The organism is Ruegeria marisrubri, assembly GCF_001507595.1.
Classification (GTDB): domain Bacteria; phylum Pseudomonadota; class Alphaproteobacteria; order Rhodobacterales; family Rhodobacteraceae; genus Ruegeria; species Ruegeria marisrubri.
The window spans coordinates 186,467-205,414 of record NZ_LQBQ01000036.1 but is presented as its reverse complement, the minus strand read 5'-3'; the positions used below and the strand labels follow the sequence as shown (position 1 = coordinate 205,414).

Here is an 18,948-nt window from a genome sequence, read left to right as displayed (position 1 = left end):
CACCGTTAGGGGGTTGGGTTTCGTCTTTTCTCAGCCAATAGACCACGGCTGGGGGTTTGCCTGTCCGTCCCCAGGGACTGGAAATCCTTGCCTGATGTGGTTCTGTAGTGTTTAATCTGTCCATCCTCGGGGGACGTGGGGTAGCGATTTGTGTGTTTGTGTAGTTCTGGCGGAGCGCCGAAGCTGGCTGACCGTAACCTTTTTCCTGCATTTCCAAGGACTGATTTATTCCTGTTGAAATAATCCGGCGGGGCAATTGATCTATTGGGGCATAGAATATGCCAATTGAAGAAACAATCACTTTGCTAACGCCACTTCGGCGCAATCTCGAGTTGCTTTTAACGCAAGCACCGGGTGGCGAGTTCAGCCACGATGGTGACCTCTACTACGGGTGGGACTTCGTCACGACGTCAGGAAGCCTTTTTGGTGAAGAGGTTCTTGCCATTGCTGATGGAACGGTCGTCTTCGTTGAGGAGAGCGTGCCGGATGGTGATCCGGCGAGCGGCAGTTTCGGGAATGATGGCTCGGAGCGTGATCCTTCTCTTGGTCCCGCGGGCGCGCTTGGCAATGTAGTGACTGTCGAGCACGTCGTAGACGGGCAGGTGTTCTATGCGAGCTATCTGCATCTTGCACAGGACTCGGTGCCGCTGGAAGTCGGTGACTCGGTAGTAGCCGGAGAGCCTATCGGTGTCGTAGGAAACACTGGATTTCGTACCGATACACATTTCCACCTGAACATTGGAAGCACTGTCGGTGCCTACACGAATTCGGACGGCCTGGAGTTTCCAGGCTATCTGATTGCCGAAGGGCCAGATGATGGCGGCAGCCTTCTTGCACTTTTGGATTTTGCTGATAGCCCCAATTCCACAGGCGAATTATCAACCGGCGAAACACTTGTTAGTTCGACTGAAGCTGTCTTTTCTACTGAATCGATTGTTATATTTGGGACCACAACCTTCGACGAGGTGAGCGCCTCGTCTCTTTCAATCAATATCAACAGATTTGAGCAGAGCACACTTCTAACAGCGATGGATCTAATCGATTGGTCCTACGAGAAATCATCAGTTGATCTCATTGCAGCTTCTTCTGGATCTGGATGGCAAATTCTTGGAGCCGATGATCTTGGAATTGCGCCATCCTATTTTGGCGTCGGTTTAGGAGATACGAATTTTCTTTATGATTTTCTTAATGCCCAAGGCTTTGTTGCACGAAATGGCGACACGCTAGCAATTTCTTTTACAGGCACTAGCAGTGGCCTTGATATTGTAACCGACTTGTTTGGTGGAGTATTGGGGTGGACCGCGCACTATTTGAAGTATGATGCCTTGATCACGGGGCTGTTTAATTACTATGCTTCAAACGCTGGCATCGAGAAAATTCTAGTCGTCGGTCACAGTCTTGGTGGCGCAATGGTTGAGTACTTTATGGATCAACATGCGCCTACAAACGATACCATCACAGGGATAACAATTGGTTCGCCTGGCGTGCGAAGCGCGGATGCAACTATCGACGCGCAACTACTGAATATTGTTCATACCGATGATCTCGTTGCTACATACTTGGCTGGTGTATCTTCTTTAGTCTTCAATTTGGGCCAGCATCTAATAGTCGATCGACCAGAAGACATCATCGCAGGGCTAGAGGAGCACGCACGCGTCTCGTATAGGAATACGATTGAAACAATTGTAAATGCGCCGTTCTTTGACGAATTGATCGGAAGTGCTGAAACATATCGCGTAAATATTGAGGACTCAGATGCTGGACAGTTCTTTGGCGACGATGCTCCAGAAGTGTTTTTCGGGGGCGATGGAGCGGAGAACTTTTTTGGTGGCAGCTCCCGTGACTTGATTGACGGAGGGTCAGGTTCAGATGACATACGTGGAGAGGACGGGAATGACGAATTGTACGGCGGCCTGTCTTTTGACTTTATTTATGGAGGTCGTGGAGATGATGTCTTAAATGGAGGAGCTGGTTTTGATTTTCTGTTTGGTGAAGAAGATAACGACAGAATTTTTGGCGAAAGTGGTAATGACGAGATTTATGGCGACGGTGGCGGAGATAGCTTATTTGGAGGGGACAACAACGATACCATTTACGGCGGGGCCGACAACGACACAATCCGCGGTGAAGATCATGACGATTTGCTCTACGGTGAGGGCGGTCGCGATGTCATTTACGGAGATCAGGGAAACGACGTCCTGCACGGTGGTGGCCGAGCGGCGTTCCCTGCGAGCTACGAGGCTGATGTTCTCATTGGTGGACCAGGGGCGGATGTATTCACTTATGAGCTTCACGATATTGCGCCTGTCGGCACTCTGGAGCCGAGAATTTTGCCCGCGAACGTTGATGAGATCGCCGATTTTAATCAGGGCAACACAGGCTCCTACAACGCCGGCGAGGGTGATTACATCGACCTGTCTTCGGTGATCGGAGACTATCTCGCGGCTTCAGGTAGAGATGTTTCAAATTTCCTGCGGGTCCGTCAGTCGGATTATATCAATCGCACTCTTGTCGAAGTCGATCTGAATGGTGCCGTCGACGGCGAGAACTGGGTTACGGTTGCGCTTTTGAGTGGCATTTCGGCTGGTGCAAGCGTGGCGTTCAAGCTTGATCCTGCAAGTATCGGAAGTGATACGACACTGTCTGTTGTAGCTGCACCAGGCAGCTACACAATCTCTCCGGTTTCCGAGACTGTTGTGGAGAGTTCGACGACAATCGAATTCACCATCACAAGGCCGGACGACACATTTGAGGAAACTGTCTACGTAAGTACCACTCGCGATCGGGGAACGAGTTCAAATAACGGCGATTATGTCGGGTTTGCTGATCAGGCGGTGACCTTTGCAGCTGGTGTCGATACCGCGACGGTGTCGGTCAACATCCTCGACGACGGCTCGGACGAGTCCGTGGAGACATTCGGGCTGGTTGTGCAAGCAACGCCTGATCCTGACTTAACTCCGGATCTCCCGAACAACCTCGCTTCGGCCTCGTTTACGATCATCGACGACGACGCAGCCGGATCGACGGTCAACTTCACGGAAAACAGCGACAACGAGTGGATCGAACCGACTGGTGGGGCCGAGATCTTCGATGGCCTTGGGGGCACGGATACCGCAACGCTCGATCTCAGAGGCTGGACCGCCGGTATCAATACATCGACGAGTTCGGGCACGCGGACATTCTCGAGCGGCTCCGACAGTCTTGCGTTCACTCGGGTCGAAAACTTCTTCGTCATCGGTGGATCGGGCGACGACCGGATCACGACCGGTGCGGGAAATGACGGCATTCTCGGACTTGGCGGCGATGACATCATCGACGGCGGTGCCGGTATCGACGTTATGGATGGCGGTGACGGGAACGATACTTTCCTCAACGTTGGTTTTGGCGAAGTCATTGCAGGCGGTGCAGGTATCGACGTCGTTAACTTTGATGTGAGTGGCGAGACCACCGATATCCGGATCAATATGTCCACTGGTGAGGGGGCAGGCGGATCATGGACAGGCATAGAAGTCATCCGCGGGAGTACCGGCTCCGGCGATGACGAGGTGACGATTGTCGCGGGTGCGAACGATACGAACCACATCTTCGACGGCAACGGCGGCGACGATCACGCGATAGCAGACTTCCGGGGGGTCACAGGCTCGGTCAGCACGGGCACGGGCTTCAACGGCAACTACGGTTCCGGTCGTTTCTTCTCGGCCACCCAGTCGTTTGACAGCGTCGAGTTTTTCGAGGTCGAACGCTACACGATCTTTGGCGGTTCGGGGGGCGACCAGCTGATCACTGCCGAGGGCGATGACGTGCTCGACGGTGGGATCGGGAACGATGACCTCAGGGGTGGTGAAGGGAGCGACACTCTCATTGGGGGACTTGGGAACGACACTCTGACGGGTGGTGGCGGCAACGACATCTTCGTCAAGCGCCCGGGCGAAAGCGACGACGTAATAACCGATTTCACCAAGGGCGCAACCGTCCTTGAAGGTGACAAGATCGACATCAGCGGCTACGGCTTCGCGTTCGGCGAGGTTGCCTTCTCACCCGAAGCGGGCGGTCTACGCATCATTCTCGGAACGGACAGTATTCTCCTCCAAGGCGTTGGCGTGTCTGCTCTGGAGGCTTCTGACTTCATCGGCCTCACCACAAACGTCCCGCCTTCTGCGAGTGCGATTGACGCTGGGTCCGTGTCTGAGGACGGTTCGGTTGTCGAGATCGACCTGCTGGGGGATGCGGGGGCTTCGGACAGCGACGGCGGGACGCTCGGCGTGACGTCTGTGAGCGCGCAGGACCAGAACGGCGCCGCGGTGTCGTTTGGGCTGGTCGGCGCGGTTCTGAGCATTGATCCGGGCCAGTTCGCCGAAGCCCTGTCGTCGGGCGAGAGCACGACGGTCACGGTGAGCTACACCGTGACGGATGGCCAGGGTGGCGAGACGCCCAACACGGCGACGCTGATCGTCGATGGCCTTGGCGGTCCCTTCACCTGGTATCTGGATGCGGACAGCGACGGCTTCGGGGTGGACGATGCGGCGACGAACCAGTCGGCCTACGCGGCGCCGGCCGGCACGTCCGGGATTGCGGGCGATGCAGACGACGCGGACAACACGGTCTATCCAGGCGCGCCCGAGATCAACGACTTCAAGGACAACGACCAGGACGGCCTGACGGACGAAGACAACACCGCGCCGGTCGCGGATGCTGAAACCTTCGAGATCACCGAGAACGGGACGCTGGTGCTGCCGGTGTCTTCGCTGCTCGATGGCGACACGGATGCCGATGGCGATACGCTGACGGTGGTGTCGGTGTCGGATACAGTCAACGGGTCGACCTCGCTCGACGATAAGGGCGACGCGGATCCGACAAACGACGAGGTGATCTTCACGCCCGACGCGGGCTATGACGGCCCGGCGAGCTTCGACTACACGGTGGCGGACGGCTTCGGCGGCGAGGACAAGGTCACCGTCGATGTGACGGTGTTGGGTGCCAGCGAGCCAAACAATGGCGGCAACATCGGCGGCGGGAAATCTGGCGATACTCTGATCGGCACGAGCGTTGACGAGAAGATAAGCGGCGGTTCTGGTGATGACTTGATCAATGGCGCGGGAGGCAATGACAGTCTGAGAGGTGGAAAGGGCGCCGATGTATTCTGGTTTACGTCTGATCCCGATGCGGATGAAATCGCTGATTTCACTAAAGGCGAGGATCTATTGGATCTGCGGTCAATCTTGGGGGCGACGGAGCACGAAGATGTGTTCGCATTCTTTGATACCAATTCTGACGGACTCATCGACGGTGCGGATGCATTCTCGTTCGAGACGCGCAAAGGCCTCGTTCTCGAACTTGATGGCGACGCGGTGTCTGGAAACGCGGCTGACCAAGTTCTTCTGAAGGGCATCGAGGATCTAGTGATAAGTGATCTTGGTGATTACCACCTTCTCTAGAACTGGAGAGGTCATGGAGGAGCGGACAGACTTTCTAGCTGGATCAAGGTCGTACCCACCTGAGGCGTGCAACTTGTGTGCAATCCAAAGTGAAGGGCCGGAAAGCGCACGAAAGCAGCCTCTAACTGTAAAACTTCAGACTTGATCTAACGGAAACGCTGCGAATTCACCGTAAGCGTCCGGTGAACCCGACCTGCCGGTTTTGATCTTTGCCGGATAGTGTCCGCAAAAAAGTAGTGGACACTATTCTATGGGCAGGAAGAGAGGTCGGGGGAACTACCCTCACGATTTCAAGCGTCAGGTGGTTGCCGAGACGATGGTTGAAGGCGCGACGGTTGCCGGTGTCGGTCGCCGTCATGGCCTGAATGCGAACATGATCTTTCGATGGTGCAAGGACGAGCGGTTCCGGCCTGCGCCTGATCCAGCGGCTCTGTTGCCGGTTGAGATCGTGGACGCTGGACGCGACGACGGCCATTGCACGACGCCTATCGTGACCAGGATCGAGATCATGACCCGGAACGGCCATCGCCTGGTGGTGACAGATGCCGAAGATCCGAACGCCATCGCCAATCTTGTCCGGGCTCTGGAAGCGGTATGATCCCGGTCCCGTCAAACACGAAGGTCTGGATTGCCGCCGGGGTCACGGACATGCGCAAAAGGTTCAACAGCCTGTCGGCCTATGCCGAGAAGATACTGGCGGAAGATCCGTATTCTGGTCACCTGTTCGTCTTTCGTGGCCGCCGTGGAGACCTGCTGAAGATCATCTGGTGGGACACCCAGGGCGCTTGCCTGTTCTCGAAGCGCCTGGAAAAGGGCCGGTTCGTCTGGCCTGCGGCCAAGGACGGCAAGGTCAGCGTGACACCTGCTCAATTGTCGATGCTGCTGGAGGGGATCGACTGGCGGATGCCGAAGAAGACATGGCGGCCTCTGACGACAGGATAGGTCCAATAAATACTGGTGCTTGAGCGTTTTCAGGATTCACTCTGAGGTCCCCATCCGGTAGATGATCGGAGATGCTGAAAGACCTCGACATAGCGCCGGAAGATCCCGCCGAACTGCGGGCCGTGAACCGGCTTCTAGCCGATGAGGTCAAGGCTCTGACCCTGAAGGTGGAGCAACTTCAGCACCAGCTTGCGGGCCACAGCCGGCACCGGTTCGGCTCGAAGTCGGAGGGCCTCGACCAGCTCAACCTGACGTTCCAGGAAGACGAGCAGATTGCCGAGGCAGCCAAGGCGCAATCCAAGCCCGCCACCGAAGCTGAAGAAGACAAACCGGCGCGCCGGCACAGCCGCAAGCCGCTGCCCGATCACCTGGAGCGACATGACGAGATCCTGTCACCCGGTGAGGAGTGCCGCCGCTGTGGCGGTGCCTTGAAGACGCTCGGGGAGGATGTGACGGAAGAACTGGAGTACGTCCCTGGTCGGTTCGTCGTGAACCGGATCGTTCGTCCGCGCATGGCCTGCTCCTGCTGTGAGGCGATTGTTCAATCGCCGCTGCCGTCCCGCCCGATTGATCGCGGTCGTCCCGGTCCGGGGCTGCTGGCACATGTCCTCGTGTCCAAATACTCGGACCATCTTCCCTTATACCGCCAATCGCAGATCTTCGCCCGTGAAGGCGTCGATCTGGATCGCTCCACGCTGGCCGACTGGGTGGGGCGCTCTACGGCGTTGCTGGAGCCGCTCGCCGATGCCATTGGCCGGATGGTCCGGCAGGGCGAAGCCCTTTTCGCCGATGATACCCCGGTGAAGATGCTGGCGCCGGGTCAGAAGAAGACGAAGACCGCACGGGTCTGGACTTACGTCCGAGATGAACGGCCCTGGTCGGGGCAATCGCCGCCCTGCGTCTGGTATCAGTTCACCGTGGACCGCAAAGGTGCCCATCCGGTAAGCCACCTTTCCGGCTACAAGGGCTGGGTCCATGCCGACGGATACTCTGGTTTCAACGGGTTGTTTGGCGACGGCAAGGCCTCCGAGACGGCCTGCATGGCGCATGTCCGGCGTAAGTTCGTGGATGTCTTCGCCTCCCAGGGGTCGGCCATCGCCGAAGAAGCCATCTGCCGGATCGCCGACCTCTACGCCGTGGAGAAAGAGGCACGCGGCAAACCACCTGACGAGCGGGTGACGCTCCGGCAATCAAAGGCCAAGCCTATCTTCGACGACCTTGAAGGCTGGCTGCACTCCCAGTTACCCCGGATCTCGGGCAAGTCGCCACTGGCACAGGCCATCCGCTATGCCCTTGGCAGGATGCCGAAGGCACGGCCGTATCTCGACAACGGGGCACTGGAACTGGACAATAACTCAGCCGAGCGGGCGATGAAGCCTGTGGCCATCGGCAGGAAAAACTGGATGTTTGCCGGTTCCGAAGGCGGCGGAAAAGCCATGGCCATAGCCTTCACGTTGATCGAGACCGCCAAGCTGAACGACGTAGATCCGCAAGCCTGGCTGACTTGGGTACTCGGACGCATCGCCGATCACAAGATCAATCGTCTCGACGAGTTGATGCCCTGGAGTTACGCTGCGCAGGCAGCGTAACCGGGGACGCCTCGTCCGTTCCAGAGCGCCTTCACCGGACGGTCACAATTCACCCTATGTCCCGCGAGCCGGTCGTTGCCCCGGTTTTGCCGAACGTCCGCTGTTGGTAGAAGCTGCCGTTGAGGGTAAGCGGTGCTTTAGCCCCACCTTCTGTTTTGGTTTGTGATTTGAGTTTCCAGCCTGAGTGACAATTTTCAGGGAGTTTCTCAATGGAGCAGTCAACGTCGTTTGTAAGCGTTGTGGCTGGGACCTATCTATAGGTTCCGACCCTCCCGTATCTCAGCTTTGCTATGTTGCCCCGTCAGCGACCTTCGCTAAGGTCGCTGACGGGGCGGTGTAGGGCGTCTGAGCCTTGTGGGTGTGGCTACGTTTGCTAGCGAGCCAGCACCGTCTCTCTTCATCATCTCGAACAGTTGCATGTGGCCTCATGCCAGCCTCCCGATCGCGTCATAGATCGACAGGTCGTGCTGCGGCACCTGCACATCATGGAGCGGCGCGGGCACCGAGGCGGCGATACCGGTCCAGACCGGGCCACGCGGCAACAGCTGCGCCTGCTCGCGGGCGAAGCGGTCGACCGGGCGTTCCTTCGTCTCGCCGTGGATGCGGGGATTGGCGACCTCGCGCAGCCAGCCGCCGACATGGGCATTGGCCGTCGCGGCATCCAGCAGAAGACCCTGTCCCTTGAGCCGGCTCTCCAGCGGCCAGATGAAGCTTTCCATCAGGTAGCGGTTGAACCGCTCGACCTTGCCCTTGGTTTGAGCCCGATGCGGGGCGCACATACGCGGGCTGAAGCCGTGATGCTTGGCGAAGTCCCGGGACCCCTCGTTGAACCGGTGCCGCCCGGGGCCATAGGCGTCGCGGTCGATCAACACCGTCTTCATGTTGTTGTAGAGCACCGTCTGCGGCACCCCACCGATCGCGTCGAAGAAACGCTCGTGCGCCTCGATCAGCGTGTCGAACCGCTCGTTGTCGGCGAACCAGACGAAGGACAGCCGTCTGAACCCGAGAGCGCCGACAAAGGCCGAGAGCTTGTTCCTGCCGCGCCGGATCGAGGTCCAGTCCGCCTGGGCCTACCGCCCCGGTGGCGTCTCGAACCGGATGATCTCCGGTGCAGCCACCTGCGGATATTGTTCCGCCAGCCATACCTTCAGGATCGTGATGCCACCGTTATACCCGAACCCGCACAGTTCCCGCATGTAGACCGTCGCCGGCAGACGCCGCGGTGCCGCCTCGGCGATCCGCATCTCCAGGTAGCCCTTGAACGGATCGAGCTTCGATGGCCGCGCCCGCGGCCCGTATCTCGGCGCCAGATCCGGCCCGCGTAGATACTTCCGCACCGTCTCCCGGCTGATCCCCAGCTCCCGCGCGATGACACGGATGCTCTTCCCCTGTCGGTGCAAAATCCTGATCTCCAAGGTCATCTCTCCTGTCAGTATCTGCCCTTCCTCTCCTCCGGACGGGCAAGGTAACAGGTGGGCCAGTTTTCAACCGGCGCCCCGGGTCAGTTTTACATCGGCGCTAACACCAGAAGGCGCTCTGCCAATTCCCAGGTCCAATAAGAGGTCGAAGCTCAACGCGTCGCATCTACGTCCAATTCGAATTTCACCTCATCCCGCTTGATCATGAGGCCTCTGCTACTGAAATTGCAGCCCGTTGCACTTCGTCCAACTCGTCAGCCCACCACTGGGACATCTTCACACGCTCATCCCAATATGCCCCCCTTGCGTACGCACGCCGGACTTCGTTGCCTTCGACATGGGCCAACGCCCGTTCGATTGCATCGGGGTTCCAACGACCACTTTCGTTTGCAAGCGTGGAGAACGTTGCTCGGAACCCATGTGCTGTCATCTCCTCTTTGCCAAAGCCCATCTTGCGGAGGGCCTGGTTGAAGGTGTTCTCGCTCAGAGGTTTGATCTTCAGGCTTTGAGACGGGAGGACGAGCGCATCCGGATGCGAATACGTCTTGAGTTCTTCCAGAACTGCGATGGCTTGGCGGGGAAGCGGTGCGACATGTTCAGTTCGCATCTTCATGCGCTCCGAAGGAATGCTCCATTTGGCAGCATCCAAGTCGAACTCCTTCCAACTTGCCAGCCTCAGTTCCCCGGGACGGACGTGCAGAATAGCGAGAAGTTTGAGGCCGAGCGCAACCACCCTGTATCCGCCATAACCATCGATGGCGGCCATGAGTTCTCCAAGCCGTTCCTTGTCGGTTATTGCGGCGCGGGATTGGACCCGCCTTCGCGCGAGGGCGCCCTTGAGAGGGATCGTGGGATCATTGGTGGTGATGCCGCTCGCAATGGCATACCGGAAGACCTCTCCGATCGTTGTCCTCAATCTGCTTGCTGTTTCGAGGTTGCCGATCTTCTCCTGCTTCTTGAGAACAGCAAGAACTTCGCTCGGCGTGATCTCCATGATCGGGCGCCCCGCGAGATCCTTGTTGGCTATTTCAAGCAGCCACGCCTTCTTCTTGACCGTTTGTTCGGCGCGCCCCTCGAGACGATTTTTCTCGAGCAGCTCACCGGCAAGCACGTCGAAACAACCGCGGGCCTCTACCTCCGCAGCACGTTTCCGTTCCTTTTTCACCGTAGAAGGGTCGATGCCCTCAAGAAGCAGCTTACGGTCTCTATCACGCTTCTCCCTGGCTTCCCTCAACGAAATCAGGGGGTAAGGCCCGTAGGACATCAGTTTTTCTTTGTTGTTGAAGCGATACTTCAGATGCCAGAGCTTGGATCCGTTTGGTTTTACCAGAATGTATAGGCCATATTGATCCGAACGTTTGTACGGTCGCTCAGAAGGTTGTAGGTTTTTCAATGCGATATCGGTCAGAGGCATGTCGTTTGATAGCAAATTGCAACCCCTAATTCCACCCCCAGATTTTTCGGCTGGAGGCGGACAAAACCGGAACACGCTGGACAATCAAAAGACGAAACCTCAATAATAACAGATACATCGGACGTTATCAGACTACCTCGGAGGTTGTAGTGGTGCCGGGGGCGGAATCGAACCACCGACACGAGGATTTTCAATCAAGTTACCAAATGTATTTTCAATTGGTTAAAAAGGTTTGCTTACCTTTTTGTATACCTTTATGGAGTCTGAGGCGAGATTCCGCTCAAGCTATTGGAAATTAAAACTTTTTTCATGACCTCGACGCCGAAACGCAATCATACACGACGTCAAATCCCCAGCCGGTTATCGTCCTATCTCGGCACCACTATGAAACCTGTTTCATTAGAAGCTTTTTGCCAAGCCCTCTACGAGTACAACATCCTCTGCATATGTTTCCATGATTTTCGGTGCGAGGGCAGCGAGCTGTTCCCGTATCTGTGGTGCTTCAATTCTCTCGGTGGCAAGAGCTCTTGGGATGGCGACTTTTTGGCCTAGATAGCCAGATATCTCCGTCGCCAACTGTTCAATTTCAGAGGTTGTATATATCCGGTCAACAAGGGGCCGGTCACCATAGAACAAGTTGCTACGCATAGACCGCCAGTGGGGGTCCTCAAATCCGGTCGGGACCGAGGAGACAAATTGCAGGACCGAGGCAGGTGTAACTTCGCAAAGGAGAGCTTGATAAACTGCAAGCCAGTCGCGATGATTGTGGTGACCGGAACCGCGGCAAAACTTATCAAGATAGAACGAACGAAATCGGTTGATCGGATGGCGCACGACAGAAAAGGAGAAGCCTTCAACTTGTCGTGGATCGCTTTGAGCCGAAATTTCTCGGAGAGAAAGTCCGGAAATGTCGCGCATCATCACTGTTATTGATGTGTACCCGCATTTGTAATTTGGCACATAGGTCAAGCCATTATACCGGACTACTCGCCGCATAGGGGTAAGGACTTCGGAGTTTCTGGGTGGCTGCCAAACATGGAGCGCTGTAATTCCGAAGGACTGAGCATACGCCGCAACTTGGATCCAGGAGCCCCTAGAGTTCATAATCAGGATTTCGCCGGACGGCGGGGGTGCTCCATGCTTTTGTTGAAAAGCTCTCTGATCGGCGAGCGTGAATAGCGGCAGGTCTGGTAGACTATGTTGCGGCAGATCGTAGAAATGGATGGCAGTACCATTGGGAAGGTTCAATGAGCCCAAGGTTGAATCATTGGCAAGCATTTTCGTGTTCAGACAGCTCAATAATTGGCGTCACACTAGGAAATGACAATCTATATTCACACACCGCATGGGGGATGTCCACCATCATCTCCCAAGTGGCGTGCTGTTTGAAGACATGATTGCTTGCGGAGTCAGCTACTCCCCAATGTTTGGACAGTTTCTGGCGTTATTTAAGCTACTCTTCGCTCCTGGACATAGACCAAGCGGCCAAACCAAGCGTGCCAAGGGAAAAGGGTCTCACGCCGGTCGGTAACGTGGGAGTTCTTGCGTTAAATTGTACTATTCCTCCCGGCCGCATTCATTGTTCAGAATCTTGACGTCAAACCAACTTGCGGACCAACAGAATGAAAGCAGAAATATCGCACGATCACCGGACCATTAACGTGGTGAACTAGGTCAAAAGCTGGGCAGGTCTGGCGAATCATTTCATTGGCGGAGGATCTCTTTGGAGCGACCGTTATTTTCAGGGTACACCTCATTGCGCAACCCGTATGCATCCAAGAGTTTCCGCCCGAAAAGACTTAAAAGCTTCTTCGCTGCCGCGCTCCGAGCACCTTCACTGGACACAATTGGGTAAAGAAAACTGTGATATAGTTCTGTATGAAATCTGTCTTGCTCTTTCGCTTCGTCGAAAAGACGAATTGCCCCAACATTTTTCTTGGCCTCAATCAGCCAATTTTTATTTCTCGCGATAGAAACAAGTGGAACATTATGCCTATGGCAGGCGATAGCAAACCATAGATCGCAAATGCCAGAGGTTCCGAAATCCTCAAAAGCAATTGGAAGGGTGGATGAATGAAAGGCAACCGTTCCAGTACCAAGAAGGTCGCACAGGAACGGCCCAGCGCCATCTTGAAAATGAAACACCGTACGGTTTTCAGTGTAGCGTAGCTTTTCCTTAGGAAACACAACACCATGCACTCCGACAACAGCTTTGCGATCAAGGGTTTCTATTTCGGATACTAGACGAGATACGTAGTCCGAGGGATAGAATATATCATCATCAAAAGTGAAAATGTAACCACTTTTCTCTTCAATCTCATAGAATTTTCCATTATCCCGCAAATCACCTAGTGCATCTCTTCCCAAGATCGGGTGAACTCCGTCCATTTTCAAAAACTCGGGAACATAGTCATAATTATTCAGGTACACATGCAGCTCATCTAACTGAGACAGCATACTAGGCAAGGTACGTCGAAGTATTTCTTGTCGTTCCGGAAAGGTTGCAAGCATCCCGACCAACTTTTCTCCCAAAAATGGTGAAGCATTTTGGTCAATTTCACCCAAAGGGAAGGGCCGAGTACGCTGAGTAAATTCGATGCGCGGTGACAAATTCAAAAGTTTAATATCAGAGTGCCATTTCCGAAAATTTTCGCGATATGCAGTTCGTGTTGGCGATAGATTATCCTTTAAGGTGTCCCCATCCGTTGAATAAGCGTGGGATCCGCTCGAAAGAGTCAAAGATCCACTCACCGTACGAAGGAAATAAAGCTCTCTTTCGACCCTTTTAATAGAACGAGGCCCAAAAGCAGTCAAAAGACGTTCCCGATATTCGCTATCGCCAGCGTATCTTACAAAGTCATAGAAACCTATTTCTTGGAATACACTCCTGTGAAAAAACAATGAATTTTCACCATATTTCAACTCACCCATAGGTTTTTGAAAGTCCTTACTCCATCTTCTTTGTTGACACTGGCTGGCCACAGCCACTTCATCCTTCAAAACAGCCCTCAACTGCTCTCTAACACGCTCAGGATGAATTTTATCATCGGCGTCAAGAAAACAGATGTAATCTCCCGTTGCAGCTAGCAGGCCCCGGTTGCGGGCATAGTAACACCCGAAGTTTTTGAAAAGGGGTATCAATTTAACCCTAGAATCGGCATCTGAAACAGCTTTCACGACTTCCAACGTTCTGTCGTTGCTGCCGTCATCAACTACGATGATTTCTATGTTTTCATGCGTTTGTCGAAGCGCCGAATCTATTGCTTCGGCAATAAACTCTTCACCGTTGTGAACCGGGACAACTATAGAAACCAGGATGGCTTCTTCATTTACATCATAACTTTTTCCACCGTTCCTGCTCAGCGTTAGAGCATTTTCTTTTTTCCCCTTCTTAAATCGATGCACAATTAATGCCGGCAAGATAATTGGAGAAAGAATAGCTAGAACAGGCAGGCCCGCTGTCAAAGCGACTATTCTAGCTCGCTTTTCTCGTTTCTTTATTTTCCTGTTTTGAGCCTCACTCGAAGCCAATCTTTGCTTTTGCGTTGCCACTTCGGCCTGCAGAATGTTCACTTGCTTTTTCAGGTTAGAAAGCTGCAGATCGATTATTTCCTTTTCTTTTGACAATAGGCTTTGATCGCTTGCAAGTTCCCTGATTTGCTCCAAGTGTTTCTGAATTTTCTTTTCATGCAATCTAGATTTTTGATAGTACTCGAAGGAAGCGCGCAAAAGATCATATGCCGACTCACTCGAAAAATCGTTTTCTTTTGGGGCAAAACAAATAGTTGGGGTTTCATTGAATATGTTGATCGGAGTGTAGTCAAACTCTTGCGCCCATTCGACTAATTCGTCAAGATTAGAGGGGCTGGAAGCCTCAGCATATACAAATGGCTTGTCTGAATGTAATAGCCTAATAGCTCCATCCAAGACCTGCCGTTCCATTCCTTCTACGTCAATTTTCAGGACCGATACCCTTTTCTTAGGCCGGAAATCATCGAGAGTAACGAGGTTAATCGATCCTTGGCTGTCTTCACTAAAGTGTTGCATGCCAATATTTTCGAGTGAGCCGCCCTCGAGGTGGCCTTTGCCTTTTGATGCCCCGACAGCAGCGTTTACAATAGATACATCTCCGGAAAAGGAGTTTATATTTATGGATTCTCGTAGGTAAGAAACCAACCTCGCATCGGGTTCGAAAGCTGTGACGTTTGCGCCATGAGCTGCTAAAGCCAATGTGTGATTTCCAATATTTGCGCCGACATCAAAGATGACGCTATTTGGAATAATTCTTTTTAAAATGTCTCGGATCAGATCAGCCTCGTACGGCACACGAGATACTGAAACTTGTTTCTGGATGTGATCTGTAGAAGAGTCCGGAAGGATAATTCGGAATGTTTTCCCGTCAAAATTGATTGAATGCACTTGCTCATCGCGGCAATCTGGATTCGACAAGCTTCATCTCCCTCTGGGCTCATACTGGGTATCGTTGTCGTATTCCTATGAGTTTCGTTGGGGCACTTCAATATATTTTGACAAGATCTGTGACCTCCCCCCCCCCCGCTGGCCCCTCTTTCATAACGAGAGTTTGATTTTTGATTGCGCTGCTCCCCAAGTTTGGACCGCCGGAAGCTGGATTTTTCCGGTTCTTTGCTCTGAGCCCCAACCTTGGACCGCCAGAAGCTGGAGTTTTCCGGCTCTGTCACGATGACGGGCTGGTGACGCCATCGGGATAATGCATGGCAATCGGGACGTTGTATCCGATTGCGCTGTGGGGTCTGTCCTCATTGTAGTGCCGACGCCAATCCTCCAGCTTTTCGCGGGCATCTGCAAGGCTCATGAACCAGTGTGCGTTCAGGCATTCCGCCCGGAGCTTGCTGTTAAACGCCTCAATGAAGCCGTTGTCCGTGGGCTTTCCGGGCCGTGAGAAGTCGAGGGTAACGTCGTTGGCGTAGGCCCAGAGATCGAGGTCCCGCGAGATGAACTCGCTGCCGTTATCGACTCTGATCGTTTTCGGATAGCCGATCTGCCCGCAGACCCGTTCGAGCGTCTGCACGACATCTTCGCCCCGATAGGTGAAGCGCGGATCGGCCGCAGGGCAGAGCCGCGAATGCGTGTCGACGATGGTCAGGATACGCAACCTCCTGCCCAGGGCGAGTTGGTCGTGAACGAAGTCCATCGCCCAGACATCGTTCGGCCCGACGGCTTCCTGACGGTCTTCTCTGAGCTTTGCCTTCACCCGGCGCTTCGGGTGCTTGTTCCTGAGCTGCAGGCCCAACTCGTTGTAAATCCTGCGTGTCTTCTTCATGTTGATCACCCAGCCCTCCCGTCTCAGAAGCACGTGAACGCGCCTGTAGCCATAGCGCACACGCGTCTCTGCGATCTCTTTGATCCGCCGTTCGACGGCAGCCTGATCCGTCCGCCGGGACTTGTAGTGGTAGGTGGATGTGTCGAAGCAGATGGCCCCACAGGCCCTCCGGATCGACACGCCCCAATCGACGCACATCCCGGTGACGATTTCGCGCAAACGGCCAGGCTTCAGAGCTTTCGCCGAATGACATCCTGAAGCATTTCCCGATCCAGCGTCAGATCGGCCACGATCTTCTTCAGCCGGGTGTTCTCATCCTCCAGCGCTTTCAGCCGACGCATCTCATCCGGCAAAAGGCCCCCGTATTTTTTCTTCCAGTTGAAATATGTCGCCTGGCTGATCCCCGCCCTGCGGCAGATCTCCGCAACCGGCGTGCCTTGTTCGCCCTGCTTCAGGATGAAGGCCTTCTGCGCCTCCGTGAACTTCGATGCTTTCATGCGATTCCGCTCCTCTCCCAGCCAGGGAAACTTAGCGGAAAACTCCAACTTCATACGGTCCAGTTTTCAGGGGGCAGAGCAAACCAGTTGGAAGAAAGGAACGCCATAGCTTGGTCAAAAAAACAACTTGATCGGTCTACCCGGCTCTGTTGCACAAATCCGTGTGGGATTCATCTCGTGAATCCAGCATGGTAGCTAGTATGCATGAGCAGACCTACACCCCCAACCTACAGGACCAGGAACTGGCCAGCCTACAATGAAGCGCTCAAGCGCCGGGGCTCTCTGACGATCTGGTTTGACCCCGACATGAGCTGGGATGCCGCGCCGTCAGGCAGGCACGGCCGTCAGCAGACCTACAGCGACGCCGCTATCCAGACATGCCTTACGATGAAGGTTTTGTTCGGCATGGCGCTTCGGCAGACGACAGGCTTCGTCGAAAGCCTGTTGCGGTTGGTCGGCCTCGACTGGGCGGTGCCCGACTTCAGCACGCTGTCCCGCCGCCAGAAGACCCTGGCCGTCAACATCCCCTACCGTGGGTCGAAGGGCCCGCTCCACCTGTTGATCGATAGCACCGGGGTCAAGGTCGAGGGCGAAGGCGAGTGGCACGCCCGCAAGCATGGTGGCCCCAAAAGGCGCGTCTGGCGCAAGATCCACTTGGGGATTGATGAGGAAACGCTGGAGGTTCGGGCCGTCGAAATCACAGGGAGCCACATCGGTGATGCGCCGGTATTACCCGACCTTCTCGACCAAATCCCGCAGGACCGGGAAATCGGTAGCGTCAAGGCTGATGGCGCCTACGACACGCGCAAATGCCACGATGTAATCGCTGACCGCGGCGCCCACGCTGTCATCCCGCCCCGCAAGAACGCGAAGCCCTGGAAGACGATCACCGCCGGAGCCATGGCGCGAAACGAAGCACTGCGAGCATCGAAATACCTCGGTCGTGCCCTCTGGCGACGATGGAGCGGATACCACCGCCGAAGCCGCGTCGAGACCAAGATGCATTGTGTGAAACTGCTGGGGCAGCGCCTCATGGCACGAGACTTCGACCGACAGGTCGCGGAGCTTCAGGTCCGTATCGCCGTTCTCAACGGTTACACCGCGCTCGGAATCCCTGTCACAGAGCCCGTGGGATAAGTCTGTCCGGGGAAAGGGGAACTTCGGCCATCAGCCGATTTCTGCAACAGAGCCGGTCTATCCCCAAGGCGCGCAAGCAACCGTGGCAGAGTGCTGCACCGCCGTTTGTACTTTCGGTTGTCGATAGTGTGCAGTTTGGCTAGAGGTAGCTGTGTTGAGATTCTGCGGATCACCCAATGACAAAAAGACTATCGAAACTGTCTATAATTTTCCCGTTTTTCAATGCCCAGAGACATGTTGAGGAAAAGCTAAGTATATTTGGAAAAATCCTGGAAATGGGAGGACAGCTAATATTTGTCAATGATAACTCCAGAGACAATGGGGCCTCAATACTTTGTGACGCGCTTGCCTCACATGAAGAAGGTTTTGTTTTAGCTAACTTAAGTGAAAACGTGGGCGCCGGGGCGTCAAGAAATGTTGGCTTCAAACTGGCAAATAGAGAGTTCGTTTTATTTCTTGATATAGACGATCGAATTGACGCAGATTTATTGTGCGAAGCGCTCGCTGATTGCCGCACACAGGGTTGTGAAATCCAACTTTCTAGATTCTCCTTGGAAGATGAGAATGGGAACACCCTGAGATTGTCTAGGACCGATAGAAAAATTTTTGAAATAATTAAAAGTAGATATAGCCACAAACTGTTTTCTATTGATGAGTTCCCGAAGCTTCTGCGACTTACAAACTACCCATGGAACAAGATCGTAAATACTGAATTTGCTCGGAAGGTGAATCTGAAATTCAGCGAAACGCGAGTGCAAAACGATGTTTTTGCACACTGGCAATTATTATTGGCGGCGAAAAGAATTGGATTTTTTGATGGAGTATACACTTCACATATTTTGAGTGATAAGCACCATCAAATTACAAACGATTTTGGAAAAAATAGACTCCAGATGTTTGATGTTTTTGATCAAGTTGAACGCGAGCTGTTTTCTGTCCGCGAATACAAAAGGATTGGATATTCCGAATACCTGGCATTCAAAACGGAATTAATGCTCTGGGCTCAGGCGCGAATGCAATCAGATTTGTTGGATTTCTTTCATCGTCGGGCGCATAAGCAAACTATGTTAACAAGTCGGCTTGACTTGCTCATGTTCTGGCTTCAACATCCCTCTCGTGCTAAGCGTTATAATCGGTTTCGAAACCGTAAAAAAAATTCGACTGCTAACCCAATGAAATAGACCTCCTCCACGTTGATCAACCCCGTTGCCCAC

The 18,948-nt window shown here is 54.1% G+C and carries 10 protein-coding genes and 1 pseudogene; 6 read left to right on the top strand and 5 right to left on the bottom strand.

Annotated elements, in window-relative coordinates; all coding sequences use genetic code 11:
• Positions 1-278 precede the first annotated feature (278 nt).
• From AVO45_RS19520 to tnpC, 4 genes are all read left to right on the top strand, one after another.
• Positions 279-5,435 (top strand): cadherin-like domain-containing protein, encoded by a 5,157-nt coding sequence (locus AVO45_RS19520; protein ID WP_082688846.1) that lies wholly within the window; start codon positions 279-281, stop codon positions 5,433-5,435.
• Positions 5,436-5,685: 250 nt separating this feature from the next.
• Complete coding sequence (gene tnpA / locus AVO45_RS20220; protein ID WP_068349240.1) at positions 5,686-6,033, top strand: IS66-like element accessory protein TnpA; 348 nt, start codon at positions 5,686-5,688, stop codon at positions 6,031-6,033.
• Positions 6,030-6,377 carry an IS66 family insertion sequence element accessory protein TnpB gene (gene tnpB / locus AVO45_RS16480; RefSeq protein WP_068349237.1) on the top strand — a complete coding sequence of 116 codons (348 nt, stop codon included), beginning with the start codon at positions 6,030-6,032 and terminating at the stop codon, positions 6,375-6,377. The genes tnpA and tnpB overlap by 4 nt, the downstream gene beginning before the upstream one ends.
• Before the next feature lie 71 nt (positions 6,378-6,448).
• Positions 6,449-7,966, top strand: a complete 1,518-nt coding sequence (gene tnpC / locus AVO45_RS16475; RefSeq protein ID WP_068349234.1) for an IS66 family transposase — start codon at positions 6,449-6,451, stop codon at positions 7,964-7,966.
• A 425-nt stretch (positions 7,967-8,391) separates the two neighbouring features.
• On the opposite strand, the pseudogene istA reads toward tnpC, so the two are convergent.
• The 5 genes and pseudogenes from istA to AVO45_RS16450 all read right to left on the bottom strand — a co-directional run bounded on the left by istA (position 8,392) and on the right by AVO45_RS16450 (position 16,597).
• Positions 8,392-9,402, bottom strand: a pseudogene (gene istA, locus AVO45_RS16470) (IS21 family transposase).
• A 184-nt stretch (positions 9,403-9,586) separates the two neighbouring features.
• On the bottom strand, positions 9,587-10,798 hold the full coding sequence (locus tag AVO45_RS16465) for a tyrosine-type recombinase/integrase (protein ID WP_068349229.1): 1,212 nt from the start codon (positions 10,796-10,798) through the stop codon (positions 9,587-9,589).
• Between the two features lie 399 nt (positions 10,799-11,197).
• Positions 11,198-11,716: a sulfotransferase family 2 domain-containing protein gene (locus AVO45_RS19825; protein WP_157770190.1), complete on the bottom strand. Its 519-nt coding sequence runs from the start codon at positions 11,714-11,716 to the stop codon at positions 11,198-11,200.
• A 786-nt stretch (positions 11,717-12,502) separates the two neighbouring features.
• The gene (locus AVO45_RS19515) at positions 12,503-15,247 is read right to left on the bottom strand and encodes an FkbM family methyltransferase (RefSeq protein ID WP_082688845.1); all 2,745 of its coding nucleotides are present in this window, start codon (positions 15,245-15,247) and stop codon (positions 12,503-12,505) included.
• 247 nt (positions 15,248-15,494) lie between these two features.
• Positions 15,495-16,597 (bottom strand): IS3 family transposase gene (locus AVO45_RS16450; protein WP_099045746.1). Its coding sequence is split into 2 segments (ribosomal slippage): positions 15,495-16,336 and positions 16,336-16,597, totalling 1,104 coding nucleotides; the frame shifts between segments, so codons are not numbered across the junction.
• Positions 16,598-16,801: 204 nt separating this feature from the next.
• On the opposite strand from AVO45_RS16450, the gene AVO45_RS16440 reads away from it, so the two are divergent.
• Together AVO45_RS16440 and AVO45_RS19510 are read left to right on the top strand one after the other, a co-directional pair.
• Entirely contained in the window at positions 16,802-17,734 is a 933-nt protein-coding gene (locus AVO45_RS16440) for an IS5 family transposase (RefSeq protein WP_068349220.1), read from the top strand.
• Positions 17,735-17,910: 176 nt separating this feature from the next.
• A complete protein-coding gene (locus AVO45_RS19510; RefSeq protein WP_082688844.1) occupies positions 17,911-18,915 on the top strand; it encodes a glycosyltransferase family 2 protein in 1,005 nt (334 codons plus the stop codon).
• Positions 18,916-18,948: the final 33 nt, after the last annotated feature.